Origin of the sequence: Gordonia rubripertincta, assembly GCF_038024875.1 — a bacterium.
Taxonomy (GTDB): Bacteria; Actinomycetota; Actinomycetes; order Mycobacteriales; family Mycobacteriaceae; genus Gordonia; species Gordonia rubripertincta.
Genome location: NZ_CP136136.1, coordinates 4,066,951 through 4,093,058, shown reverse-complemented (window position 1 = coordinate 4,093,058; position 26,108 = coordinate 4,066,951). Strand labels below are relative to the sequence as shown.

Annotated in this window: 22 protein-coding genes and 1 pseudogene; 7 read left to right on the top strand and 16 right to left on the bottom strand. The window is 67.0% G+C overall.

The features are described from left to right. Nucleotides 1–74: 74 nt before the first annotated feature. Nucleotides 75–1,352 (bottom strand): HNH endonuclease, encoded by a 1,278-nt coding sequence (locus RVF83_RS18550; RefSeq protein ID WP_005194994.1) that lies wholly within the window; start codon nt 1,350–1,352, stop codon nt 75–77. A 347-nt stretch (nt 1,353–1,699) separates the two neighbouring features. After that, entirely contained in the window at nt 1,700–2,515 is an 816-nt protein-coding gene (locus tag RVF83_RS18545; RefSeq protein ID WP_247602307.1) for a hypothetical protein, read from the bottom strand. A 192-nt stretch (nt 2,516–2,707) separates the two neighbouring features. On the opposite strand from RVF83_RS18545, the gene RVF83_RS18540 reads away from it, so the two are divergent. The 3 genes from RVF83_RS18540 to RVF83_RS18530 all read left to right on the top strand — a co-directional run bounded on the left by RVF83_RS18540 (nt 2,708) and on the right by RVF83_RS18530 (nt 6,036). Then, nucleotides 2,708–3,145 carry a globin domain-containing protein gene (locus RVF83_RS18540; protein WP_005194997.1) on the top strand — a complete coding sequence of 146 codons (438 nt, stop codon included), beginning with the start codon at nt 2,708–2,710 and terminating at the stop codon, nt 3,143–3,145. Nucleotides 3,146–3,236: 91 nt separating this feature from the next. Further along, on the top strand, nt 3,237–4,514 hold the full coding sequence (locus RVF83_RS18535; protein ID WP_005194998.1) for a glycosyltransferase 87 family protein: 1,278 nt from the start codon (nt 3,237–3,239) through the stop codon (nt 4,512–4,514). 106 nt (nt 4,515–4,620) lie between these two features. Continuing rightward, on the top strand, nt 4,621–6,036 hold the full coding sequence (locus RVF83_RS18530; protein ID WP_174351871.1) for a cytochrome P450: 1,416 nt from the start codon (nt 4,621–4,623) through the stop codon (nt 6,034–6,036). 298 nt (nt 6,037–6,334) lie between these two features. On the opposite strand, the gene RVF83_RS18525 is transcribed toward RVF83_RS18530, so the two are convergent. The 13 genes and pseudogenes from RVF83_RS18525 to RVF83_RS18465 form a co-directional block, all read right to left on the bottom strand. Further along, nucleotides 6,335–6,934, bottom strand: coding sequence for an FKBP-type peptidyl-prolyl cis-trans isomerase (locus RVF83_RS18525; RefSeq protein WP_005195000.1), 600 nt, complete (start codon nt 6,932–6,934; stop codon nt 6,335–6,337). A gap of 35 nt (nt 6,935–6,969) precedes the next feature. After that, nucleotides 6,970–7,437, bottom strand: a complete 468-nt coding sequence (locus RVF83_RS18520; protein WP_005195001.1) for an SRPBCC family protein — start codon at nt 7,435–7,437, stop codon at nt 6,970–6,972. Continuing rightward, nucleotides 7,437–8,471, bottom strand: coding sequence for an LLM class F420-dependent oxidoreductase (locus tag RVF83_RS18515; protein WP_005195003.1), 1,035 nt, complete (start codon nt 8,469–8,471; stop codon nt 7,437–7,439). The genes RVF83_RS18520 and RVF83_RS18515 overlap by 1 nt, the downstream gene beginning before the upstream one ends. Further along, complete coding sequence (locus RVF83_RS18510) at nt 8,468–8,881, bottom strand: nuclear transport factor 2 family protein (protein WP_005195005.1); 414 nt, start codon at nt 8,879–8,881, stop codon at nt 8,468–8,470. Before RVF83_RS18510 ends, RVF83_RS18515 begins: the two co-directional genes overlap by 4 nt. Further along, complete coding sequence (locus RVF83_RS18505) at nt 8,847–9,857, bottom strand: DMT family transporter (RefSeq protein ID WP_005195007.1); 1,011 nt, start codon at nt 9,855–9,857, stop codon at nt 8,847–8,849. The genes RVF83_RS18510 and RVF83_RS18505 overlap by 35 nt, the downstream gene beginning before the upstream one ends. After that, on the bottom strand, nt 9,854–10,981 hold the full coding sequence (locus RVF83_RS18500) for an MSMEG_0565 family glycosyltransferase (RefSeq protein WP_039879922.1): 1,128 nt from the start codon (nt 10,979–10,981) through the stop codon (nt 9,854–9,856). Before RVF83_RS18500 ends, RVF83_RS18505 begins: the two co-directional genes overlap by 4 nt. Further along, on the bottom strand, nt 10,978–11,841 hold the full coding sequence (locus RVF83_RS18495) for a carbon-nitrogen hydrolase family protein (protein WP_005195012.1): 864 nt from the start codon (nt 11,839–11,841) through the stop codon (nt 10,978–10,980). Before RVF83_RS18495 ends, RVF83_RS18500 begins: the two co-directional genes overlap by 4 nt. A 40-nt stretch (nt 11,842–11,881) precedes the next feature. After that, complete coding sequence (locus tag RVF83_RS18490; protein ID WP_005195014.1) at nt 11,882–13,327, bottom strand: MSMEG_0567/sll0787 family protein; 1,446 nt, start codon at nt 13,325–13,327, stop codon at nt 11,882–11,884. Continuing rightward, nucleotides 13,328–14,383: an MSMEG_0568 family radical SAM protein gene (locus tag RVF83_RS18485; protein ID WP_005195016.1), complete on the bottom strand. Its 1,056-nt coding sequence runs from the start codon at nt 14,381–14,383 to the stop codon at nt 13,328–13,330. 113 nt (nt 14,384–14,496) lie between these two features. Beyond that, a complete protein-coding gene (locus tag RVF83_RS18480; protein WP_005195018.1) occupies nt 14,497–15,768 on the bottom strand; it encodes an MSMEG_0569 family flavin-dependent oxidoreductase in 1,272 nt (423 codons plus the stop codon). Then, nucleotides 15,765–16,082, bottom strand: coding sequence for an MSMEG_0570 family nitrogen starvation response protein (locus RVF83_RS18475; protein ID WP_005195020.1), 318 nt, complete (start codon nt 16,080–16,082; stop codon nt 15,765–15,767). Before RVF83_RS18475 ends, RVF83_RS18480 begins: the two co-directional genes overlap by 4 nt. Then, nucleotides 16,075–16,975 (bottom strand): annotated as a pseudogene (locus RVF83_RS18470) (carbon-nitrogen hydrolase family protein). Before RVF83_RS18470 ends, RVF83_RS18475 begins: the two are co-directional and overlap by 8 nt. An 86-nt stretch (nt 16,976–17,061) precedes the next feature. Next, on the bottom strand, nt 17,062–17,586 hold the full coding sequence (locus RVF83_RS18465) for an MSMEG_0572/Sll0783 family nitrogen starvation response protein (protein ID WP_005195025.1): 525 nt from the start codon (nt 17,584–17,586) through the stop codon (nt 17,062–17,064). A gap of 508 nt (nt 17,587–18,094) precedes the next feature. On the opposite strand from RVF83_RS18465, the gene RVF83_RS18460 reads away from it, so the two are divergent. Beyond that, the gene (locus tag RVF83_RS18460; protein ID WP_005195027.1) at nt 18,095–18,781 is read left to right on the top strand and encodes a ZIP family metal transporter; all 687 of its coding nucleotides are present in this window, start codon (nt 18,095–18,097) and stop codon (nt 18,779–18,781) included. A gap of 10 nt (nt 18,782–18,791) precedes the next feature. Here the strand turns inward: RVF83_RS18460 and RVF83_RS18455 are convergent, their stop codons facing one another. After that, entirely contained in the window at nt 18,792–19,907 is a 1,116-nt protein-coding gene (locus RVF83_RS18455) for an alpha/beta hydrolase (RefSeq protein ID WP_039879927.1), read from the bottom strand. A gap of 125 nt (nt 19,908–20,032) precedes the next feature. Between RVF83_RS18455 and RVF83_RS18450 the strand changes: the two genes are divergently transcribed. From RVF83_RS18450 to RVF83_RS18440, 3 genes are read left to right on the top strand one after another with little or no spacing between them, the layout of a single operon-like run. Then, nucleotides 20,033–21,553: a DUF3375 domain-containing protein gene (locus RVF83_RS18450; RefSeq protein WP_005195030.1), complete on the top strand. Its 1,521-nt coding sequence runs from the start codon at nt 20,033–20,035 to the stop codon at nt 21,551–21,553. Continuing rightward, the gene (locus RVF83_RS18445; RefSeq protein WP_005195032.1) at nt 21,550–22,422 is read left to right on the top strand and encodes a DUF4194 domain-containing protein; all 873 of its coding nucleotides are present in this window, start codon (nt 21,550–21,552) and stop codon (nt 22,420–22,422) included. The genes RVF83_RS18450 and RVF83_RS18445 overlap by 4 nt, the downstream gene beginning before the upstream one ends. Then, nucleotides 22,419–25,763: an ATP-binding protein gene (locus RVF83_RS18440; RefSeq protein WP_005195034.1), complete on the top strand. Its 3,345-nt coding sequence runs from the start codon at nt 22,419–22,421 to the stop codon at nt 25,761–25,763. The genes RVF83_RS18445 and RVF83_RS18440 overlap by 4 nt, the downstream gene beginning before the upstream one ends. Nucleotides 25,764–26,108: the final 345 nt, after the last annotated feature.

Genomic DNA, 26,108 nt, shown 5'->3' with positions numbered 1-26,108 from the left:
TTGTCAAAGAACGACTGCGGTCCCGGCTCGGTGCTCAATCGCCGGATGCGAAAGGTGCTACGCGAAAGCTGTTGTCATGCGGCGTCGTCGAGACGCATGGTGCGGCGGTTGTGGGCAGGGCGGGGTCGACGCTGCGGATCGATCTCGACGGGTGGGACCAGCCACGGATGCCGGTCGAACCCCATCACGATGTCCCAGCCGTGGTGGTGGACCTGGGTGTGGCAGCGTTGGCAGAGCAGGCAGCCGTTGTCGAGGTCGGTGTTCCCGTCGTCGGACCAGTGCAGGATGTGGTGGACCTGGGTGTGTGAGGGCGGTGCACCGCATTTGATGCAGGTCTGGTCGCGGAGGATGATCGCTTTGCGCAGATGTGGTGGGAACAGGCGCCTTTCGTGTCCCATTTGAAGGGGCACGGTCTCGCCGTCGATGATGATCTCGGTCAGGGTGCCATCGCATGAGAGTTGTTTGGCGGTGGCGTTGGTGACCGGCCCCGTCCAGGGCAGGTGGGCGGGGTCGTCGCCGTCGGCGGGAATGGTCAGCAATGTTTGGGTTCGCGGTGTGCCGATGGTGTCCATGGCGGCTCCGACGGCGGCTTGATCCAAAAGTGTTTCGAGGGCGTCGGCGCGTCGTTGATCGGCGGAGCGTCGGTCGGCGGCGCCGTCGGGTTCGGGACGAGGTATGGAGCGCTCGTCGATCATCGCGATGAATTTCTCCCCGACTGCCTGGTTGATGTTCGCGCGGATGTCGACGCGGGAGTCGTCGGTGAGGTGGTGAGACAGGGTGTTGAGAGTGCGGTCGTCGCAGGCAGGGTTACAGTCCTGGTCGTCGGCGAGGGTATTGCCGATCGTCTGTGCGCACCTCTGTATGTCTGTGGGTGTGGCACCGGAGAGGGCCTGGGTGAGCAGTTCGGTTTGATGGATGATGCGGTTGTCGTCGGATAGTGCTGTGGGGCAGCGTTTCTCGATCACAGCGACGCCGCGGACGATGGCGTCGACAATTTCGCCGGAGAGTCGACCGTCAGCGGCGCAGGCCTCGACCTTGCTCAGTGTGCCGAGAGCCTCGGCGATCCGTGTGGCGCGGGTGGCTGCTGCGGGCGGGAACCCCATCTCGACCAGCAGCTTCTTGGTGGTCGAACCCGTTTTGGCCGCGACGCCGAGATCGTCGAGTTGTGCTGCATGCGTCGCGATCTGGTGATCAGCCAGGTTGCGGATCAATCGCCAACATTCCAACTGTTCGTACGTCAGACGGCCGGTGGAATCGTCAGTGGGTGGGGTGATCTCGGCGAGTCGGTCGAGGACCGCGTCGAGTGAAGTGGTGAGCGCAGTGGTCTCAGTGTCGATCATGATGGCAGCCATCCCTCTTCTGAGGTATACGTGCGGTGGTGTGAAACCGTCGTTGACTACTGCTCTGTCATGAATAATCGTGTGTGGTCAGTTCTACATCGGTGGTCTGACAAGAACTGCCCGCCGGCTGCCCTGGCCCTTCTGGTCGAAGAGTGGGGTGAGCTCCGGCATGACTCCACAGTACCCGAACATACGTTCGAGTGCGAGGCTTTTCCACAGTTCGGGATTTGGAGGGGCCGCTGAACCAGCGGGATCTTCCGTGTGGTCGACCGTACGCCGGAACTGAGTTACACCAGTCACATTCGTGACGGATCACGGACACGAGTGGTGAGTTCTTCGAGCCCGGGTTAATGCCTCCTTCAGTCGGTGGGGTCGACGACAACGACCACCTGGAGGTCGCCGACCACGCCCAGGGTCGGGGTGCCCGCTGGCGCCGACACCGGCACGACCATCGAGAATGTTCCGGCCGACTCGGGCCGGCCCAGCCGTCGCACGATTCCGGTGACCGTCCCGGTCGGTGCGGAAGTCGACCCCGAGATCCTGAGCCGGTCATCGTCGAGGTCGACCTGAATATGCTCACCCTCGTAGGGGACGACCGTCCCCATACATATGGCCGGCCCCATGAGTGTGAGCGTCCGGCGTCGTAGATCTGTCGCGGCTCGGGCTTCAGCCGCGTCCGCCGCGGTCGGCTCGACCAGTACCAACTCGTCGAGAACAACCTCTACTCCGCCGGGAACCAGCACGGTCCCGTCGTCCTGGATCAGATCGGCGGGGAATCTCTCGACCGCAGTCACGAGCTGTCGGAGCTCGACGCGTGGCCGCTCAGGGCTGGGAACGGGCTTAAAGAAGAGCTGATGTGCCGAAGAGACCACCCCGGTCGCCTCGACACCTGCCGGGGAGTTGTCGTGCCACGACAGTGACATCGCGATCGGTCGGCCGAGCGGATCTCCGTGTGCCGGGTCCCACCGAGCGACGGCCTCACCGACGACGACATCACGGACACGATCCCAATGAGTGGCAACGGCCCGACCGTTCGGAGCCGGATACGCGGACAGCTGCCCGGTCAACGTTTCCCCGACGCGGGGAGGCGTTCGGCAGCAGCCGTATTCGAATGCGTCGACGTGGACGGGGACGCGCAGCACATCTGCGCGCAATACAGAATTTACGATAGCCATCGGAAGTTCGACGGTCCGTAGCGCGAAGGCGACGGGTTCCGATGCACCTGAACGTGGAGCCTACTGCGAGCTCCACCTGACCGCGAACCCGCGAAACATCTCACACACCTGATCCCCGCGTGTGAGATCACCGTTACCTCGAGCTTGCGGCACCACAGCCCAGCCGCAACGACGCGGCGGCAGGGTCTGCGCATGGACAAACAACTCTTGGAAGAAAGCCTGGCCCTCGTCGATCTACCCGATTCCGGTCTCACCGTCCGGTTCTACGACATCCTCTTCGAGCGCTATCCCGGCGTGAAACCGATGTTCCAGCGGGACACCCGCGTTCAGGCCGAGATGCTGCGCACCGCCGTCGTCTCGGTGCTCGACCATCTCGAGGACGCGGACTGGCTCACCACCAACCTGCACGCCCTCGGCAAGCGGCATGCGAGCCTCGGCGTCACCAGGCCGATGTACAGCGCGGTCGCCGAGTGCATGATCGCCGCCATGAGCGAGATCGGCGGCGAGTCGTGGAGGCCGGCGATGACCGCGGCGTGGGAGGAAGCGTTGGGCGCGATCGCGACGATCATGCTCGACGGCTATCCCGACGACGCCACGTCGGAAACCGCTGAGGAATCCGGCGCGGCCTGAGGCCCAGCACATGAGTCCTCAGCGGGGTCACCGCCGCCCCCGCTGATACTCCCGTCCGCCGCGATACGATCCCGCTCGGAAGAGAGGGCTCGTGACAGTTGTGGACATTCCCCGGTCGGTGATCGATCGCTATCTCCGTTCGGCATGGGCGCGCCGGTTGACGCTTGTCGTCTTCCTCGTGAGCGCGGCGGTCGCGATCTTCGTCCTCCCGAACCATCCGCCCGCGCCCTACCGCATCGACTTCGACGTCTACCGCATGGGCGGCCGCGTCTTCCTCGACGACGGCGACCTCTACGGCACGCTGCCGACGCTCGGCGGCGGCTCGTATCTGCCGTTCACCTACCCGCCGCTGGCCGCCGCGCTGTTCTCCGTGTTCACCTTCGTCCCGCTGGGGCTGGGGCAGGGACTGTTCACCGCGGTCACCATCGGTTGTCTGCTACTGGTCTGCCGGATCGTCGTCGCACTCCTGACCGATCGCCCATCGACGGACCTGTGGTGGCTCGCGACCGCCGCGACCAGCGTTGGCCTGTGGCTCGAACCGGTCCGCGACACCCTGAACTTCGGTCAGATCAACATCGTCCTGATGGCGCTCGTCATCGTCGACGCCCTGCTGGGTCGCGGACGGTGGTGGCGTGGGCTGCTGGTCGGTCTGGCGATCTCGATCAAACTCACCCCGGCGGTCTTCCTGCTGCTGTTCCTCCTTCGACGAGACTGGCGTGCGCTCATCGTCGGCGCCGTGTCGGCCGTCGCCTACGCCGGCGTCGGGTTCCTGCTGGCGGCCGACGACTCGGTCACCTACTGGACGTCCACCCTGTTCGACACCGAGCGCATCGGGAGTCCGCAGTTCGCCAACAACCAGTCGGCCAAGGGGGAGGTGGCCCGACTCGGCATCGAGTCGGAACTCGTCTGGTTCGGCGTGGCCCTCGTCATCGGGCTGCTCATCGCATGGTCGACATGGCGTCTGCTGTCCGCCTCGGCGGCCAGTCCGTCAGGTCGCGACGAGACGATCGAGGTCGCCGCCGTGCTGACCGTCGCCTTCGCGTGGCTGTACTGTTCGCCGGTCGCGTGGGACCACAGCTGGGTCTGGATCGTGCCGCTGCTGATGGTGCTGATCGCGTTGGCCGTACGCCCCGGCGCGTCGCAGATCTGGGGGTGGCTGGTCGGCACCGGACTGGTCATCTTCGCGTTTGCCCCGCATCAACACCTGCCGCAGCGCTACGACGCCGAGCTGTCGTGGGCCTGGTGGCAGCACATCGCCGGGTCGGCGTACCTGATCTGGGGTCTGGCCGTCATCATCTCGTTCGGCGTGCTCGCGCCGCGGCTCGCGTCGCCGGTGGCCGTCGAATCCGCCCAGAACGAGGCGGGCTGAGCCACCTCCACCTCCCGACACACGCCTCAAGAAACAATCGACAAAATCCGTTCCAATGGTGCATAGTGATGTAACGCACATCGGATCAATGGGGAGTGACGAGTTCATGGCCAGTCGGAAGAAGCAGATGCAGACCGCGCTCGGCAAGCTGAGCAGCCTGTACCCGAGCAAAGAGCGTCCGCTGGCCGATCCACCTGCGGGTTCCGGCCTCAAGCCGGTGATGGGCGATCCCGGTATCCCGTACCTGGGCAACACCCTGCAAGCCCTCGCAGACCCGCTGCAGTCGGCGATGGACCGCTTCGAGAGGTACGGCCAGGTGTCCTGGTCGGGTGCCCTCGGCATGAACATGGTGACCCTCGTCGGCCCCGACGCCATCGAGGCCGTCTGGATGAACCGCAACAAGGCGTTCTCCAGTGAGCTCGGCTGGGAGCCGATGATCGGCCCGTTCTTCCGCCGGGGCGTCATGCTCATGGACTTCGACGAGCACATGCAGCACCGCCGCATCATGCAGCAGGCCTTCAGCCGGCCCCGCCTGAACGGCTACCTGGACATCATGACCCCGCACATCGAGAAGACCCTCGCCAACTGGGAGGTGGGCAAGGGCTTCCACATGTACTCCAACACCAAGGACCTGACCCTCTCGCTCGCCACCGAGGTCTTCATGGGTGCGCATGTGAGCGAAGCGGAGGCGCACCGCCTCGAGAAGGCCTTCGAGGCCGCGGTCCGCGGCGGGCAGGCCATGATCCGCAAGGACGTCGGCAACTGGACCTGGGCGCAGGGACTCCGCGGCCGCGAGGTCCTGCAGGAGTATTTCCGTTCCGAGATCCCGCTGCGTCGCGGCAACGACGCCGACGACCTGTTCAGCGTCCTCTGCAACAGCGAGAGCGACGAGGGTGAGACCTTCACCGACGAGGACATCGTCAACCACATGATCTTCGTGATGATGGCCGCACACGACACGTCCACCATCGCGCTGTCGATGCTGACCTACTTCCTGGGTCGTCACCCCGAGTGGCAGCAACGCCTGCGCGAGGAGTCGCTGGCCCTCAACAAGCCGACCATCGACTACGACGACATCGACAAGCTCCCCAGCATGGAGCTCGCCTTCAAGGAGACGCTGCGCCTCAACGCCCCCGTCGGCATGCTGTTCCGCATGGCGATCGAGGACACCGAGATCTGCGGCCACCACATCCCGAAGGGCACCCTGCTGGCCATCCACCCGTGGGCGACCATGCTCCGCAAGGAATGGTGGCCGAACCCCACCCACTTCGACCCCGAGCGCTTCTCGGCGGAGCGTCGCGAGGACAAGGTTCATCGCTTCGCGTGGGCCCCCTTCGGTGGCGGCGCCCACAAGTGCATCGGCCTGTACTTCGGTGGCATGGAAGTGAAGTCGATCCTCCACCAGATGCTGCAGCGCTTCGAGTGGACCGTCCCGGCCGGTTACAAGCCCGAGCTCACCTACGGCACCGGCCCGACCCCGGCCGACGGTCTCCCGATCGACATCCGGCACCGCGCGCTGTAACGAGCGAGTTCTTCCGTCCAGCACGAGGCTCCGCAAGCCGGTCGACTTCAACCCCGACCTGCAGACTTCGATCGACGTCTGCCGGTCGAGTTGAGGTTCGGCAGTCGGAAGATGCGGTCGACGCACTACTCGATCCCTGAGGTGCGAGGAGCGGTCGACGCCACCACTCGCTCCCTGAGGTGTGCGAGGAGCGGTCGACGCCACCACTCGATCCCTGAGGTGCGAGGAGCGATAGCGACGAGCCACGAAGGGCTGGTGACCAAACGGTCACCAGCCCTTCGTGTTTCGTTCTGGACCCCTACGAAGCCGCGAGAATCCCGATCTCGAAGATGAGGGTGTCGCCGGGTTCGATGCCTGCGCTCGGCTGGCCCTGGGCGTAACCGTCGGCCGACGTCATCGCGACACCGACCTTGGAACCGACCTTCTGCCCGGCGATCGCCTTGCTGAAGCCCGGAATGACGCCGTTGAGCGGGAAGTCGACGGGGGTGCCGCTCTGGTAGGCGCTGTCGAATTCCTCGCCGTTGCGGCCGTTGACGCCGACGTAGCAGACCGTGACCGAGGCGGTCTCGGCGACGACGGGTCCGTCGCCCTCGACGAGGGTTTCGACCACGGTCTGATCGACGCTGAACGGCGACTGGACGGTGATCTTCGGCGCCTCGTTCTGGGTGGCGGCGACCATCTCCATCTCGCCGGTGGCGCCCTTCAGCGTCCACTGCGGCTCGGCGCCGTCCTTGGCCGACGCGGTGGGGCAGCTGGTGGGTGCCGAACCGGTGTCGGTGTTGCCTGCTGCGGCGGTACCGGTGGCTTCGGTTGTGCCGGAATCGGAATCGGAGTCGGAGCTACAGCCGGCCACCGTGAGGACGAGGGCCGCGCCGAGCGCGAGCGTCGCATTCTTCATGTTCACCCTGGTCACGCTACCCGAGCAAGCATGCCTCACCGAGCGCCGCCACCGCCCAGAATCCGGGCCGCGCGGGCCAGGTCGGCACGGATCGCTGTCGCCGCCGGCCACCGGTTCACCGCCAGCACCGGCACCCCGATGGCGGGTACCGTCAGCGTCGCCTCGGCGTGGACATCCGTCCCACCGTCACCCCGTTCCTCGAAGCCCAGCGTCAGCACCGCGTCGACGCTCCGCCACCCGCCGACCTCGCGCCACAGCCGGTGCGGTTCGCAGTCGGTCACCTCCAAACGCGGTGCCACCCCGGGCACGACGGTGACGTCGGTCCAGCTGGTGCCGACGTCACCCGCCCGGTCGCCGATGACCTGCAGGTCGTCGATTCGACGCAGACTCGACTGCCACGCAGGCCGATTGCTCGGGTCGGTGAGATAGTCGAACGTCTCCGCGACGGGCGTCGGGAACGCGACGACGTCGTCGATGATCGTGAACCGGGCGGGGGACAGCATCAGCTGATGAGGCCGGCGAGCTGATCGATCTCCTCGATGGTGCGCGGGGAGACCAGCATCGTGGTGACGCCGGACGCTTCCCACACCTTGATCTGCTCGCGGACGTAATCGACGTCGCCGACGATCGCCGAGTCCTCGACGACGGCGTCGGGAATGATCTGCGCCGCTTCCTCTTTGCGATTCGAACGGAACAGCTTGGTCACCTCGTCGACGACGTCGGAGTACCCCATGCGGCGGTACACCTCGGCGTGGAAGTTGGTGTCCTCGCTGCCCATTCCGCCCATGTACAGGGCGAGGAACGGTTTGATGGCGTCGTAGGTCGCGGCGCGATCGTCGGTGATGACGATCTGTGCGGTCGCGATGATCTCGAAGTCCTCGCGGCTGTGTCGCGCGCCCGGTTTCGCGAACCCTTCGTCGAGCCAGGCGTTGTAGGTGTCGGCCATGCGCGGTGTGTAGAACAGCGGCAGCCAACCGTCGGCGATCTCGGCTGCGAGCGCGACGTTCTTGGGTCCCTCGGCGCCGAGCATGACCGGGATGTCGGCACGCAGCGGATGCGTGATCGGCTTGAGCGGCTTACCCAGTCCCGACGCGCCCTCGCCGTTGTACGGCAGGGGATAGTGCGGTCCGGCGCTGGTGACCGGCGCCTCCCGCGCCCACACCTGACGCATGATGTCGATGTACTCGCGCGTGCGGCCGAGCGGTTTGGCGAACTTCTGCCCGTACCACCCCTCGACGACCTGCGGCCCGGACACTCCGAGTCCGACGATGTGCCGGCCACCGGACAGGTGGTCGAGCGTCAGCGCCGCCATCGCACAGGCGGTCGGCGTACGGGCCGAGAGCTGCAGCACCGAGGTGCCCAGCCGTACGCGGCTCGTCGACGACCCGAGCCAGGCAAGCGGCGTGTAGGCGTCGGACCCCCACGCCTCGGCGGTGAAGATCGAGTCGAAGCCGGCCTGTTCGGCGGCGGTCACGAGGTCGGCGTGACCGGCCGGCGGCTGCGCGGCCCAATAGCCCAGTTGCAGTCCGAGTTTCATGCGTTGGCACCGCCCGTTGTCTCGGCGGCTGCTTCGGCCGCGATCTGATCGAACTGTGCACCCATGGCCTCGGCGAGGGCCTGCGCACCCGACAGCGGCCGGACCATCACCATGAAGTCGTCGATCTTGCCGTCGTCGTTGACGTGGATGAAGTCGCAGCCGGTGACGGCCTTGCCGTTGACGGTGGCCTCGAAGACCAGCGCCGAATCCCGACCGCCCTCGTCGTTGATCTCCCGGACGTAGCGGAAGTCGGTGAAGACGCGCAGCACGCCCCGCAGGATCGCCGAGGTGATCGCCTTGCCCGGGTACGGCTTGAACGCGACCGGGCTGGTGAACACGACGTCGTCGGCGAGCAGATCCTGCATCGCCTGCGCGTCACGTGCTTCGACGGCCTCTCGGAACTGCTTCATGCATGTCCTCCTCATCCACGGCGGGGGTGCCGTTGTGCGTACGTCTCCGCTCGACGCTAACCGATCTCCGACGCCGAGCGGGAGCCATCAACAGGACGAGCGCCACCGCCAGCACCGCGATGCCCGCCCAGCCGATCGCGGTGATCGATTCCGACAGCACGACGACCGCCAGCACCGTGGCGACCGCCGGTTCGATGAGGGTGATGGTGGTGGCGGTCGAACTGTCGATCCGTCCCAGCCCGCGGCTGAACAGCACGTAACCGAGGAACTGAGGCACGACGATCAAATAGGCGAGGACGCCAAGGCTTTCCGGGTGATCGATCACCGACGGCACGCATACCGCGACCACCGGCAGCAACAGCACCCCGCCCAGTCCCATGACGCCACCGGCCGACGCCCCGCGGGCGAGTCCCTGGTTCATCAGGCGTCGCATCGCCCACGAGAACCCCGCATAGGTCGCGCCCGCGCCCAGCCCGAGTACGACACCCCAGGCCGACGCGGTGCTGCCGGTGACCGAGTCACCATGCGACGACTCGCTGCGCGACAAGGCCAGCGCAACACTGCCGGCGATGCCCAGGGCGCACGCGACGCACCACCGCGTCGTCAACGCCCGACCCTCCGCCACCCGTTCGATCACCGCCGAGAACAACGGCGCCGACGCCAGCGACACCACGGTGCCCAGCGCCACGCCACCGATCCGCATCGAGCCGTAGAAGCACAGCGGGTAGATCGCCACGCACACGCCGCCCGCCAGCACCGTCGGCCACCGCTGCACCAACGACGGCCACCCGGCACGCACCGCGCGAGCGTTGACGGCACCCTGCAGCAATCCGCCGCCCGACATCGCGACGGCACCGATCGTGACCGCGCTCAGTGCGGGAGCCAAGGCCGCGACCGTTCCCGACGTGCCCCACAGAAAAGCCGTCAGCATGACGGCGAGAATCCCGGCGCGCTCCGCCGCGCGCGGATGGGTCATGTGCGCGTGGGCATCGGATGCCGGGCGTAGAACTCGAGATGACGACGCGCCGCGTCCTCCCACGTCAACGACGCGGCCAACGACCGGCCGGCGTCGACGCGTGTCGGGTCGGGCGTGAGCGCGTCCGCCAGCGCATCGGCGAGTTCGGGCACCGTCGACGCGTAGGAAACCGTGTCGCCGAACACCTCCCGGAGAATGGGCAGCTCACGCGTCACCACCGGTCGCCCCGCGGACAGCGCCTCCATCGCGGCCAGCCCGAACCCTTCCTTGACCGATGGGAACGCGAACACCCGACTGGCCGCGACCAGCGACGGCAGCTCGTCGTCGGGCACATTGCCGAGGACGATCGGTTCGACGTCCAGTTGGGCCCGGCGACGGTCGAAGTCAGCTCGGTAGTCCCGATAGTCGAACAGCGTCTCCCCGCCGGCGAAGACGAGCGACAGCTCCGGATGCCGTTCACGAAGCATCGCATATGCGTTGAGCAGGTCGATGCTGCCCTTGCGCGGTTCGATCCCGCCGACAGCCAGCACGTACTCGCCGAGCTTGCCAGTCCACCGGGCGCGCGCCTCGATAGCTTCCGATACATCCGACGCCGCATTGGCAAACCGTTCGTACGCAACCCCATTGGGGATCACGTCCGGTGTCAGCCCCCAGCCGTGCTCAACCTCGTCGGCGACCGCCCGCGACACACAGATCCGCGCATACGGATTCACGACGGCCTTCTCATGGCATTCGACGAGGATCGGCGTCGTGAATTGATCGAGGTGATGGATCGTGCGGATACACGTCCCAACGGCGTTCGCGCTGATGCAGTCCTGGGCGTGCACGATGTCGTAGGCGCTCGCGTCGAAGGCGTCGCGCAGGGTGTCGATGGACCGCACGATGCGGTCGGTGATCGTCTCGTTCTCCCGGTCGGCGAACGGCACGAGCCGCAGCGACACCGCCGGATCCACCGCGCGGAAGAATCCGTCGTCACCGCCGCGGGCCAGCGACCAGACCGTCACGTCGACGCCGAGTCGCGCCATCGCCTCGGCCAGGTTCAGCGTGTGGACCACGCCGCCACGGGGTTTGGTGGAGTAGGTCAGCAGCGCGACGCGGAGTGAGGGGGAGTCCACACCGGTCATGATAGGTCCGCGATCGACCCGGCCTGAGGTCTCACGCTGCGGTAGGTGTCCGGGCGCAGTTCGGCGAGGTGGCTCAGCACGCGGCGGGCACGGTCGATCTCCGCGTCGACGTCGACGGTGACGCCGGCCAGTCCACCCTTCGACCGTGTGGTGGCGAGGATGTCGCCGCCGGGACCGACGACCTTGGCCTGTCCGAGGAACCGCAGCGAGCCCATCACGCCGGTCTGGTTCGACGAGACCACGAACACCTGGTTCTCCGCGGCGCGGGCGCAGTCGTACAGGTCGAACAGTCGTGACTGGCGGTCGGCGGGGAGCCGGGCGGCGCGGTCGGTCACGCTCGCCGGCCACGCGGACAGGGCGGCGATGATCCGCGCGCCGTCGAGGGCGAGGGTGCGGGCCGATTCCGGGAACGTCTTGTCGTAGTCGATGAGCATGCCGATCCGGCCGACCGGGGTGTCGAAGGCACGGAACTCGTCACCGGCCGCGTAGGCCAGGGACTCACCGGCGGGCTGGTGAACCTTTCGGTGCGAGCCGAGAATCCCGTCCCCGGACACGCACACCGCCGTGTTGAAATGCTTGTCGCCGCCGGCCTCGGTGTAACCGATACAAACCGTGGTGTCGCCTGCGGCGGCAATGATCGCGGCCAGTTCGGGTCCGTCGGGATCCAGCGCCGGAGGCAGCTCGTCGGGGTCGGGATTGCGCAGGTCGCCGAGGTAGCCGCCCAGGGTGGCGTCCGGGAAGACGAGCAGGTCGACGCCATCGCGCGCGGCTGCTTCGACGATGCCGACGGCCTTGGACACACCGCGCTCCACGTCGCGGCCGAAGTGCGCGGCGAGAGCACCGAGGGTGGCAGTGCTCATGGTCGAACAGTACCGGCCGAGAACCGACGGGAAGGTCCGATCACGCGGCCCCCAGCCCGGTGACCGTCGACGCCACCACCACCGTCACCGCGCCGTCGGGCCATCGCAGGCGCACGCCCGGTTCCGCGGTGAGACGACCGCAGTCCGCGATGGTCAGGGTGCTCGGGGCAGGTACCTCGGCACGACGCCGATCCGCACTGAGCATCGCGTACCCGGGAAAGCACGTCAGCCACGCGCCCATCGACGCCTCGTTCGGGCGCGGAACAGCGGTGACGTCGAGTTCGGCTCCGGTGCCCGACGCCTCGGCGAGCATGCCGAGCGTCCCGGCGATCCCGGCCATGCTCACATCCTTCGCCGCTGTGGGCGCGACCGTCGCGAGATGACCTGCCATCGAGCACAATTGGTCGCTGCTCCGCGAACTCGTCGAGTCCCACTGGCGGTCGTGATAACCCGGTCGCCACGACCCGCCGAGATCGGCGTGCAATGTCACCGTGTCGCCGACCGCGCCGCCACCGGCCCGCAGGGGACTGCTGGTGGTCCCCAACGCCGTCACCGACAGCGCCGACGGCACCCCGACCTGGGTGTGACCGCCGAGAACCGGGGTCTGCCAGGCGCGTGCGGCATCGGAGATACCGCGGATGATGCGGGTCAGATGCGACGTCGTGGGTGCGCCGACGGCGTCGAGCAGGCCGATCGGCCGTGCCCCCATCGCGGACAGGTCGTTGATGTTGACCAGCACCGAACACCATCCGGCCCATTCGGGGTCGCGTTCGATCATCGACGGGATAATTGCATCGCAGGCTGCGATCACGTCGGTGCCGGGCAGTGGGACACCGTCGTCGCCGCGGAAACCGGCCGCGCCGAGTCCGCCGTCCTGGTCGGCGAACGGTGCAAGTACCTCGGCGAGAACGGCTTTGGTGCCGTCGACGGTCCGCTGGATGCGGTGGATCGGCCACCGCATCTCCCGATGTGCCTGACCGGCGATCACCGGGCCGGCGCCGCAGTCGTCCCAGCCGAGCCGCCGGAACATCCGTGCGTAGCGGTCCTGCACGGTGGCGTCGAACCGTAGTGCACCCTTCTGTTCGATGTGCGCACACGCCGCCCGCACGAGTGCCGGACCGATCCCGGCTGCGTGCCCGGGGTCGGCGACCACGAGCCGGCTGCCGAACCACCAGCCGATGTCCTCGGTGTCCGACGATCCGTCCCAGCGCACGGGCGCGACGCGAACACCGCCGGCGATCGTGCCGTCCGCCAACGTCGCGACGAGGACCACCGTGCGCGGATCGTCGTCGGTGTCATCGAGGTCGGTATGCGCGAAAAGCCCTTGCTGGTCGACGAATTCGCGGTGTCGCATCGACCGGTAGGCAGCATGTTCGGCGGCGGTGTCGGCGACCGTGATCAGGAAGTCCGGCCGCGCGGCGACGCGGCGTCGACCGGCGAGGATCGACAGTTCACCTCCGACGACGTCTGTGCTGGATGTCCTCATTCAGCCACCCACCGTCGGGAGGATGCTGCACGCACCACACGCCGCGCATCCGGCGCGCTGATCCGCTCCCGCCATCCCGATCAGGGCAAGATGGCGCGCGACCTCGCGACTGATCTTCTCCACGATGGCCGGGTCCGGTGCCGGCGCATCGTCGACGTCGACGGCAAGCGTCCCGGCGTGGCGCCGAAAGGGCACGATGAACGGGTAGACGCCCATGTCGGCGAGTTCCTTGGCGCCGGCAATCATCTCGTCGGTGTCCTCACCGAGCCCGACGAGCAGGTACGTCGACACCTGGTTCCGACCGAAGACGCGCACCGCTTCGGCCCACGCGGCGCGGTACTCGTCCATCGACACCGACGACTTGCCGGGCATCCACCGACGCCGCACCTCGTCGTCGAGGGATTCGACGTGGATGCCGATCGCATCCGCGCCCGCCTCACGGAGTTCGGTGAGGACGGCGAGGTCGGCGGGTGGTTCGCACTGCACCTGGATCGGAAGGTGGGGGACCGCGGCCTTGATCGCGCGGACGCAGCGGGCGAGGTGCCGAGCGCCGCGATCACGGCCATTGGTGGTGCCCGTGGTCATCACCATCTGGGTGATGCCGTCGAGTTCCACCGCGGCCCGCGCGACCTCGGCCAACTGGTCGGGCTTCTTCACCGCGATCGTCGACCCCGACCGCAGCGACTCCTCGATCGAGCAGAACCGGCACCGCTCAGATTCGTCGTAGCGGATGCACGTCTGCACCACCGTCGTCGCCAGGACATTGCGCCCGTGCAGTAGGGCGATCTTCTCGTAGCTGATCCCGTCAGCGGTCTGCAGGTCGTAGAACCGGGGCCGCCCGATCGCCTCGACCTCGATGCCGACGTCCACCCCGTCGTACAGGACGCGCTGGCCGTCGAAAACGAACGGACTCTGCGGGTTCCGCGGTATCGCGGCGTGCAGTCCGTCGACCATCAGGTGGCCGTCGTCGCTCGGTCCGGCCCCGCCGGTCCGCTGCACCGGCGGGTCCCCCCGAATCCCGAGCAATGCCAGATCAACTCGTGTGGATACCGTCATGGGTACTCCTCTCCTTGAGGAAATCGATGTGCTCGCCCCTCGCGCCCTGAGGTGCGAGGAGCGCTAGCGACGAGCCACGAAGGGCGGGCGACGACCGCATCCCGCTCAGCCATCTACTGCGCCGCCGCCAACCGCGGGCGGTTCTCACCCAGAACACCGACGATGTGCGCGGCCAGGTACCTCGCGTCCCGGTCGATCCCGAGGAACCGTCCCGATCCCCAGGTGTGCATCCACGGCAACCCGACGAAGCTCAGTCCGGGCACCTCGGTGATCCCGCGCGTCTGCATCGGGCGGCCCCCACCGTCGAAGGCGCTGGCCTCGATCCACCGGTAGTCGGGTCGGTACCCGATGGCCCAGATGATCGACGTGACGCCGGCGGCCGCCAGATCCAACTCCACGGGGTCGACATCGGGAGCCCACACCGGTTCGTACCGTGAGGGTTCCGGCGCCTCGATCCCCAGCGAGTCGATGTGGCGGTCGATGTCGGCGCAGATGGAGTTGTAGGTCGCGTCGGCCTTGTCCAGTGCGTCGGTGAGTGTCGGCGCGAACCGCAGCGTCGAATCCTTGCCGTCGGTGAGCAGGCCGTAGAGCTGCATGCCTTCAACGGCGAAGCGCCGGAGGTCGATGTCGCGGCCACCGTCGCGGCCGGTGACGTAGTGGTTGGTCTTCTCCTGCGCGGCACGACCACCTGGGTACTCCTGCGTCGGAGTGTCGTAGAGCCCCATGTCCGAGAGCCACGTCATGCAGTCGCGTCCCCGGTAGAACCGCGCGACCCTCGGCGCGTTGCCGATCGCGAGGTGAACCTGCCGGCCGGTCAGGTGCAGATCTTCGGCGATCTGCGTGCCCGACTGCCCCGACCCGACGACGAGCACCGCGCCCTCGGGCAGCTGCTCCGGATTGAAGTACTGCTCCGAATGCAGCTGATGCACCGCCGGATCGAGCGCCGACGCGAACGGAGGGATGACCGGCAGCGGATACCCGCCGGTCGCGATCACCGCCTGATCACACGTCACCGCGCGGATGCCGTCCGGCCCGTCGAGGGTCACCTCGAACCGGTCAGCACACAGACGCTGCAGTCGGGTCACTCGCGTGTGCTCGATGAGTGGCGGGTCGAAGGTCTGCAACCACCCGGTCAGCCAGTCGACCACCTCGTCGCGGGTCATGAACCCGTCCGGATCGGGACCGTCGTAGGCGTACCCAGGCAACCGACAATGCCAGTTGGGTGTCACGAGAGTGAAGTTGTCCCAACGCTTGTCGGCCCAGGCATGGACCGCGGTCTCTGCTTCGACGACGACGTGCTCGACCCCGGCCTGACCGAGGTACCAGCTGACCGAGAGGCCGGCCTGCCCGCCGCCGATGACGACGACCGGAACGTGTGTGTTCATGAGCGCTCCCGAAGGTCGGTGGTGTGGGCGGGTAGCGGCGGATACATCGAGACCACCTCGACCTCCGCCGAATCCGGATGCCGCGCAGCATCGTCGGCGATCTCCTCAGCGGACGCGGCGGCCGAGGTGCACGCGAAACCGAACTTCGCCCGCACGCGTGCGCTCGCCTCCTCGAGTGCGGTGGTGGCCCGCGCCCGGAAGTCGTCGACGCGGTACGACCCTGGTGCAAGGTGGTCGTGCAGCACGAGGCTGGGGGAGTAGTACTGGCGGAACTGCCCGTCGGGCCAGCGCACCTGGACGGTCATCTCAGGCATGAGCGAGGTCCCGCCAGGCGAGGTCGTCGGCCGACTCCGGTTCGGTGAGCAGACCGTATTTCTCGGGCCGCCGGTCCCGTAGGTGGAACATGCCGGCACGCATCGCGGTGAAGCTCTCGCAGATGTTCACCTCGGCGACCGCGAGCCCGCTACCGAGCAGCGTGGTGTCGAGGATGTTGCCGCCCGGATCGACGATCTTGGCGTTGCCCACGTAACGCAACGATCCGAACGTCCCGCTCTGGTTCGACGCCACCCCAGAACACCTGGTTCTCCAGGGCGCGCGCGGCGTCGAAGAGGTTGAACCGGTAGGTCCACCGGTCCTCTTGGAGGTTCTCGGCGGTGGCGGTGCGTGCGGCCGGCCAGGCCGACAGGCTGGCGATGATCTCGGCACCCTTGAGTGCCATGATGCGCGCGGCCTCGGGGAACGCCTTGTCGTAACAGATTTGGAGTCCGACCCGTCCGATGGGGGTGTCGAAGACGCCGTATCCCTCACCCGACGAGTACGACATGTTCTCGCCGAGTGGCTGGTGGACTTTCCGGTAACTGCCGTAGATCCGGTGGCCGTCGAGAACGGCGGCCGCGTTGTAGCGGGTCTCGCCGTCCTCGCCGAGTTCGCAGAACCCGATCGCCACCACCAGATCTCCGACGATGGACTGCACCCGCGCGATCTCGGGTCCGTCGAGGGAGATCGCCGGCGGCAGCGACCGTGCACTGTTCTTCCGGGTGTCGCCGTGATTGCCCAGCGACGACAGGTATCCGCCGATCGCCGCCTCCGGGAAGACCAGGAAGTCGACGCCGCGGGCCCGCGCCTGGGCGACGTACTGTTCAATTGTCGCGTAGTTCTGTTCGAGATCGCGGGTGAAGTTCGCCGCGACGGATCCGATGGTGGTCATAGGATGTCCCAGGGTCGGTGATGCGGAAAGGGTTATCCCGCTGGTTGAGTAGGCGAGGAGCGTAGCGACGAGCCGTATCGAAATCCTCAGACCATGTAGGTCGAGTTGATGATCGCGCCCTTGCGTGCGTAGTGGATGATGGCGTCCTGGACGTCGAGCGGATGCGCCGGGATGACGCCCTCGATCAGGTCCTCCTCGCGGCCGCCGTGCAGTGCGAGACCGAAGCGGCAGCAGAACACGGTGCCGCCCTCGGAGATGAAGGTCTCGAGCGCGTTGTTGATGTTCTGCTCACCGGGGAATCCGGAGTCGCCGGTCGTCGGAAAGCCACGCGTGGCAAGGCAATTGATGGCACCGGGACCGTAGAAGTACATCGCCGATTCGAAACCCTTGCGCAGGGCGCGGGTCGCCTGCAGGACCGCGACGAAGGACACCGACGACTCGTGCGCGATGCCGTGCACCAACGTGAAGTACGTTTCACCGTCCTCGGCCTGGTAGTCCGGGAAGATCTTGGTCCCGCCGTAGATGTTGGACCCCTTGGGAAGTGAGGGATGCGGGATCTCCGCCAGCGACGCGGCGATGTTCTCGGTGATGGTTTCGTCGAAAGAGGGCACAAGGACTCCTGGATGGCGAGACGACGGCGCCTGGCGGCTCGGCGTGTGAGACGAATGCGGATCGGGCATCATTGCCCAAGAGCGGTGGATCGGAAGATTTCGATCGCATCGAGTAGCTGATTGCTACGAGAACCAGTTCACCCCTCGACGATTACCGGGTGGTTACCGCTGGAATAAATGGATGGCCGGTCTGCGTAACACGTCGCTCGACGCGCGCCTGTCTCTCAACCGCTCGTCAGGACAGCAGGATGGTCCGGCAACAAAAATGTCCGACGAACCGGTCGGGTCGGGGGTCTGACCGGTTCATCGGACGTAAGTCAGCATATCCTCTGCGTCGCCGCAGGTCGAGCGCGGGATCCGCAATTCTGTGACCTGTTTCTCACGGATTCCGGACGAACCCGACCTCTACGGCTCCGTAACCGTCGTTCGCAGTCGTCCACCTGGACGACACCGATCCCGTCCGACGTGTCGCACCACCTCGCCGAACGACGAGGCGCAAGCTGGACCCATGCTCACTGCGATCCTCTACGGACTCGTGACTGCGGTACCCATCGCGATCGGTGCCGCGATCGGTCTCCGCTGGGACCTCCCCGCACGCGTCCTGGCGACGCTGATGGCCTTCGGCGCGGGCACGATGATCGCCGCGGTCTCCACCGAACTGTTCCTGCCGGCGTTCAAGCAGGCGGGCATCGGCCTCGCCGGCGCCGCACTGTTCCTCGGTACCGCGGTGTACGTGATCGCCGACCATGTCGTCGAGACTAAACTCGGCTCCCGCGCCATCGGTCCGGCCCTCATGCTGGGTGTCTTCCTCGACGGCGTGCCCGAGAACAGCGCGCTGGGCGTCTCACTCACCGCGGGCGGCTCGCTGGTGCTGGTGGTGGCGATCGCCGTCGGCAACGTCCCCGAGGCGGTCAGCGGGGCGTCGTTGATGAGACGCGAACACGACATGTCGCTGCGCTACGCGCTCGTGATGTGGGTGGCCACCGCCGCGATCCTCATTGCGGTGACCGTCGGCGGTTACGCGGTGGCAGAAGCCATCTCGCCGACCGCGATCAGCATCGTCCAGGCCTTCGCCGGCGGCGCGACCCTCGGCGTCCTCGCCAACGGCCTGATGCCCGAGGCCTATAGAGAAGGCGGCTGGTGGGTTGGCCTGGCCACTGCGGGCGGCTTCCTGCTGGCGTTCGTCCTGGGTTGAGCCGACGACCTCAGTGCGTCTGCGTCGCGTCCGGGTCGCTGGCCACGTGGCCCTGGGCGAGCTCTTGGAGTTCTCGGAAGACCCGCTTCGACGCCTCGGCCCACGGCATCAGGATCGGGAACACATGGAACATCCCCGGTTCCTCGAGTGCGCGCGTGGGCACCTCGGAGTCTTCGAGTCGCGCTGCGAATTCCCGGATGCCGTCGCGGAACATCTCGTCCTTGCCCCAGCACACGAATGTCGGTGGGAACCAGTCCGGCTCCGGGTCGGCGTGGATGATCGAGACGCGAGCATCGTTCGGCTGCACACCATGGAGGTACGGCGTCACCGGGATGTTCCACGGCAGCACGTCGTACTGGGCGTTCTCGGTGATCGACGGGTGGTCGAGGTCGAGATCGATCTCGGGGGAGAACAACGCCAGCGCACCGGGCTTGGGTAGACCCTGCTCGTGCAGGTGCGCCACGAGCGACGCGGCGAGCCCACCACCACCGGAGTCGCCCGCGACGATGATGTGTTCCGGGCTCACCCCACGTCCCAGGAGTGCCTGGTAGACATCCGCGGCGTCGAGAACCCCGGCGGGAAAGGGGAATTCGGGTGCCATCCGATAGTCGGCGATGAAGACCTCGAACCCGGTGATCCGCACCAGCGACGACGCGAACGCCGAATACATGATCGGCGACGTCCCGATGTAGCCGCCGCCGTGCAAGTACAGGATGGTCGCGCCGATCTCCTGCTTCTCCTCGTCCTCGTCGACGTAGGCGTCGGTACTCGCCTTCGCACGACACCACAGGCCGGGGACGCCGCCGATGGTGTCGTCGGTCAGTTCGACCCCGTCGGTCAATTCGACGAACGGCGGCATCACCACACGGCAGATCTCGTCGAGGATCTTCTCCATCGACCGGAACTCCTCGATCGGCAGACCCATCGAGTAACCCATGAACGTACGGATGGACTGCCGGGTGACAGACTGGCCGATGTTGTCCAACAGCCCCGACGGCCCCGACCACGGCCTCTTGAAGGGCACGCGCGCGAGCCCGCCGAGCATGCTCGACGCCAGTCCGGCGACGGCCAGCGCCGTCAGCGGTCCGGACGCGGTCTCGACCTCGGGACGATCAGCCATCACCATGATGCTCAGGGTAGCGAGGTGGGTCACCTGCGGCCGAACACACGACCACCGGACTGGGGTGCCGTCGCGGGGACGTGGCAGACTGTCGCGGGTCCCGTAGTCCCCGAGAACCCCGTGAGGCGGCGATGGAGATTTCTGCCTTCCCGGCTCAGCGCGAGGCCGGGCGACCTGCCGTACCGTCGGAATCGGTGCAGGTCACGCTGGGTGACGCCCTCGAAGCGAACCGTGCGCTGCAGAAGTCGGCGGCGGTCAAGCTGTTCGCCGCAAACAACTCGGCCCTCTACGTCACCTTGATGGAGCGTCACCTCGACTACGGCACCAAGATGTCCGAGGTCGAGCTGACGATGCGACTCGAACGCGATCTCGCCGAGCTCGACCTCACCGACGACCAGCCCACCGGCCTGGAACTGGTCAAACTGTGGGCCCGCCAGGGCTGGCTGCACCGCGTCACCGACACCACCGACCCCGACGCCCCCAACCTCTGCCACCTGACCAGCGAGGCCCGCACGGTCCTGGACTTCATGCGCCGCCAGCGCCGCGAGGACTCCATCGCCACCGGCGGCTCGATCACCGGCATCGCCGCCGAACTGCGACGCGTCGCCGGACAGGTCAGCAACGACCCCGAGACCATCCGCCTCGAGCTCGAGGCGCAGATGTCCGACCTCGACGCCGAGCTCGCCGACCTCGAAGCCGGCCGCCGCCCGCCGGTCGACCTACGCGTCGCCGAGGACTCCGCCCGCGCCATCGGCTATCAGATGGAGCAGATCATTTCCGACATCGGCCAGTACGGCACGATGCTCGATCGCATCACCACCGCGCTGCTCGACGACCCGGGCGACTCCGACCTCGCCTACCGCGACCGTCAGCGCCAGCTCTTCGACGACTACGAGGCACTCCTGCAGTCGTCGCAGTCGGCGTCGTACCAGGCGTTTTCTCAGATGATCCAGGACCCGGAGCGCCGCGCTCGCCTCAAGGCCGACATCGACACCATCATCGAGAACTTTCCCGGCATGGATGCCGGCCTGCGGTCGGTGATGGACAACTTCTTCGGGCTGGTCACCCAGCAGATGGCCGAGGTCGGCCGCACCCGTCAGCGCTGTGCTCGTCGTATTCGACGCTTCGTCGCGTCGGGCACCCTCGAGCAGAGCCGCGGTCTGGCCCGTCAGCTCAACGACGCCCTCGCCACCGCCAACGACCTCCTCAAGTCCTCGCTCGCGGACCGTCGCCTCGGCTACGAGCTGCCGCTGGCCGCGCCGACGCTCAATTCGATCGGCCGCCTCGCCTTCGAGATTCGCGAACACGTGCCACCCGCACCGGCATTGCCCGCCGGCGGCGCCGACGCCGACCTCTCGGCCTTCGCCTCGATGACCGGCCAGGTCGACACCGTCGAACTCACCGAAACCGTCAACAACGCCGTCGCGGCCGGACCCGTCCCGCTCACCGAGGTGATCGAAAGTCTCGACGAGGCGTACCTCGCGCACGTCATCGTGCTCTGGTCCTGGGCTCAAAAGCAGATGGCGGCAGGGGAGAAGGTGCCAATGACCACCGTGCGCTTCCGGTCCCTCCTCGGGGAGGACCACGCCATCGAAGTCCCCGACCTGACCTTCACCGAACCGATTCCGACTGCGGAGGTCGACGCCGAATGACATCTTTGCCCCCTGAGGTGCGAGCGGAGCGAGCCACGAAGGGCGCCCCTGAGGTGAACGCGGACACCGACCCCTCGCTCCCTGAGGTGCGAGCGCAGCGAGCCACGAAGGGCGCCGAAACCGACCTCCTCGACGAGTTCGCCGGCTTCGACGATCTCCCCACCGTCGCCAACCGCACCACCTCGCACGCCCCGAGCGCGCCTCGCTTCGACGGCGACGTCAGCGAGATGCCCGACCGGGCCTGTTGGGCGCTGCAGAACCTGCTGGCCCGCCGCTATGTCAGCGGTGACCGGCAGCCGCAGCTGTGGTCGTGGGTGTCGGAGTACCAGGACGTCCTGCGTATCCGCTTGTCCGAACTCGACCTCCGCCTGCGCCTCGTCGACGAACTGCAGGTCGCCTTCGTCGAGCAGGCCGGCTACGACTCCCGTTGGGGCCGACGCATTCTCAAGCGCGAGACCGTCCACACCTACGACGCGATCCTGGCGCTGCATCTCGCCAAGTACATCCGCGCCGCCCGTGACGAGGATGCGCTGATCACCCGCGAGGAGATCCACGAGCTCTTCGCCGGCGTCACCAACACCATCGACCGCGACCTCGCGCTCTTCGACAAGCGCATCGAGCGGGCCATCGACAAGATGGAAGAGCTCGAGTTCCTGCGCAAGCAGCGCGACGACGCCGACACCTTCACCGTCAGCCCAGTGATCTCCGCGGTCATGACGGCGTCGGTGATCACCGATCTGCAGCGACAGTTCGAGCAGTTCATCGGCTCCGGCGACACGGGGGAGGAGCCGCCGGAGGCTGCCGCCGCCGATGCGACCGACCTTGACGCCGAGGACGCCTACAGCGACGACGAAGGAGACAACTGGTGAGCGGGCAGGTCGACCAGTACCACCTGTCCCGGTTGCAGCTGATCAACTGGGGCGTGTTCGACGGGTATCACTCGATCCCGTTCAGCTCCAACGGTTCTCTGATCACCGGGTCGTCGGGTTCGGGCAAGTCGTCGTTGCTCGACGCCATCTCGCTGGCGTTCCTGCCCGACCATCGCCGCAACTTCAACGCCTCGGGCGATGCCACGGCCGCCGGCTCGTCGAGCGGTAAGCGCACCGTCGGCAAGTACGTGCGCGGCGCGTGGGGTGAGCGGCGCGACGGCACCAACGCGCACCGCGAGATCATGTACCTGCGCGGCACCGGACCGGCGTGGGCGGCCATCGCGGTCACCTACACCTCCTCCTCGGGAACCGCTATCACCGGCCTGGTCCTCAAGTGGCTGGCCGCGGGCAAGATGACCGACGCGCACAGCTCGTACTTCATCTACGACGGCGACGCCGACATCGTCGAGGTCTGCAACGAGTGGGCCGCCGCCAACTACAACTCGGCCAAGTTCCGCGACCGCGGCTGGCGCGGCGGACCCGGCGAGGGCAAGTACCTCTCGACGCTGTACTCGCTCATCGGGATCCGCGGCTCCGACGCCGCGCAGCAGCTCCTCGGAAAGGCCAAGTCGCTCAAGAGCGTCGGTGGTCTGGCGCAGTTCGTGCGGGAGTTCATGCTCGACGCCCCGACGTCCATTGTCGGCATCGCCGACGCCCTCGAGCAGATAGACCCGCTCGTCGAGGCCCGTGAGCTGCTCGACGTCGCGCGCCGCAAGCGCACCATCCTCGGCAACATCGAAGAAGTGCAAGAGCGGTACGCGACCGAGTCGGCCACCTTCTCCGTGCTCGACACCATCGACAGCAACACCATCCGCAGCTACGTCAACAACCTGCGGATCCGTAACGCGCAGCCCGAGGTCGCCGACCTCGACGACCAGATCACCCGCCTCGACGGTGATCTCGCCGCGCTGACCACTCAGCACGACCAGCTGCGCCAGGACCACAGTCTGCTGCTGGCCCGCATCGCCACCTCCACCGGCGACCTCGCCCCGCTGCGCGAACAGCTCGGCGGCGCACAGAAACTCAGCACCGAGGTCACCGCACGACGAAACGCGTACGAGGACAAGGTCTCCGCGCTCGGATTCAGCCCGCCGACCAACGCCGAGGGCTTCTGGTCGCTGCGAGAGGAGCTGATCGAGGAGGCCACCAAGATCGACGGCCAGCTCGAGGCCGGACGCGCCCACTACGCCGAGGCGCTGGCCCGCGAGGTCGCCGCCCGCAGCCGCCGCGACACCGCCCAGGAAGAACTCGGCCGCGTCGAACAGGCCGGATCCGCGCTGCCGCGCACCGAACACGAGATGCGCCGCGTCATCGCGCACGCGCTGCAGATCGACGAGTCCGAGCTCAAGTACGTCGCCGAGCTCGTCGAACTCGACCCCGACGAGGAACGCTGGCGCCTGGCCGTCGAGAAGGTACTGCGCAACGCCGGCCTGCGGCTCCTCGTGCCGGACAAGCATTTCCGCTCCGCCCTGCGTTTCGTCAACTCGCACGACATGCGTGGCCGGATCCAGCTGCACCAGGCCGAGACCCGCCCGATGCCCGTCGTCGAGCCGGGCACCCTGGCGTCCAAGCTGCGTTCGGTCGACCCGGGCCATCCGTGTGCGGCCGAGGCGATGACCGTGCTCTCGAAGCTCGGCAACCACATGTGCGTCGACAACCCGGGGGAGTTCTCCCAGTACGCCAAGGCCGTCACCGACCAGGGTCTGCGCAAGGACTCGGCGAAGCTGGCCGTCAAGGACGACCGTCAGCAGCTGCGCCGGTCGCAGTACATCTTCGTCGGTGACGTCGAATCCAAGATCACCGCGCTGCGCGACGAACTCGCCTACGAGGAGCGCGTTTTCGAGGATGCCCGCGAGGACTGTGCCGAACTCGACCGCGAACGTTCCGCCAAGGAGAAGCGCCGCGACGCGTATCGCCGTGTGTGCGAGCAGTTCACGCAGTGGAACGAGATCGATGTCGACTCCGTCGATGACCGCGTCGACCAGCTCACCGATCAGTACGACCTCCTCATGGAGGAGAACCCCGACGTCGAAGCCCTGCAGCGCAAGGCCGAGGACCTCTGGGAGCAGGTGCGCCACGCGATCTCGCAGGCCGCACTGGTCAAGGACAAGATCGCCCGGCAGGACGAGCGCCGCACCCAGCTGCTCGACCTCATCGACCGGCTTAAGCCCGACGACGTTCCCGCACAGGCGGAGAAGACCCTCGACGGCTTCCGCGAGGATCTCTCGGCGACACTCGACGTGCTCAACCCCGAGCCGTACCGACAGGAGATCGTCAAGGCCGCCGGCCGCGAGCGTGACCGCATGCGGTCCGATGCGCGTCGATCGCGTGATGAACTGGCCCGGATTCTCGACACCTACGACGAGGAATTCCCGGACGCGATCCCCAACGACAGCGACGACTTCGACGAGCGCATCCACGATTACGTCGCCGTCTGCCGCCGCATCGACGAACGCGAGCTGCCGTCCGCCTACGAGCGGATGCGCCGCCTGATCACCGAGCAGGCGCCCGGCGCGATCCTCGGTCTGCACATGGCCGCCGACGCCGAGGAACGACGCATCGTCGAACAGATCGAACGCGTCAACACCGGCCTCGGGGCGGTGGCGTTCAACCGCGGCACCCGCCTGCGGCTGGTACCGGGCCGCAAGAAGCTCGCCGCCGTGGAGGAGCTGACGGAGAAGGCGCGTCAGATCTCCAACCGCGCAACGGCGGTCAGCTTCGGCGACGAGCAGGCCATCCTCGAGCAGTACTCCGACATCCTGCTGCTTCGCGAACGCCTCGCCGGCAACACCCCGGAAGACCGCCAGTGGACGCGCGACGCCCTCGATGTGCGCAATCGCTTCGACTTCTACTGCGAGGAGCACGACGCCGAGAGCGGCGAGACCATCCGCACCTACTCGAACGCCGGCGACAACTCCGGTGGCGAGCAGGAGAAGCTGATGGCCTTCTGCCTCGCGGGTGCGCTGAGCTTCAACCTGGCCAGCCCGCACGGCAACGACAACCGGCCGATCTTCGCCCAGCTGATGCTCGACGAGGCGTTCTCCAAGTCCGACCCTCAGTTCGCCCAGCAGGCATTGTCGGCGTTCCGCAAGTTCGGGTTCCAGCTGATCATCGTTGCGACGGTGCAGAACACGAGCACGATCCAGCCGTACGTGGACAACGTGGTGATGGTGTCGAAGGTCGAAGCAGGTCCGGATCTGCGGCCGGTGGCGACGGCGACGTCGACGACGATCAAGGCGTTCTCGGAGTTGCGGCGGTCGGGGAGTCAGTTGTCGGTCTAGGGGAGTCCTGTGCCGGAGATGCTGGCACCCGCCGAAGAGCGGGAGCTCTAAGCAGAATGGATTCCTCGCGGTGTGCAGCGGATGTCCAGTCGGTAGGACGAGCCGGGGGTGCGGTGCGGTCTTCATTCGTGCCGGAGGGAGTTCGTCGATGGCATCGGCTACACCGATGATCTCGAGATGTTCCACCATCAAAGGGTTGTAAGCGACACCATGCCGATGCTCGCGGATGAGGTAGAACGCGAAACCGCGGAGCAGGTACTCACGCACACTTGGGAATCGTTCGACCTCGACCCGAGTACGGTCTGTGTGCTTCCCGGGTCATTTGAAGAGACGACCTGTGTAATT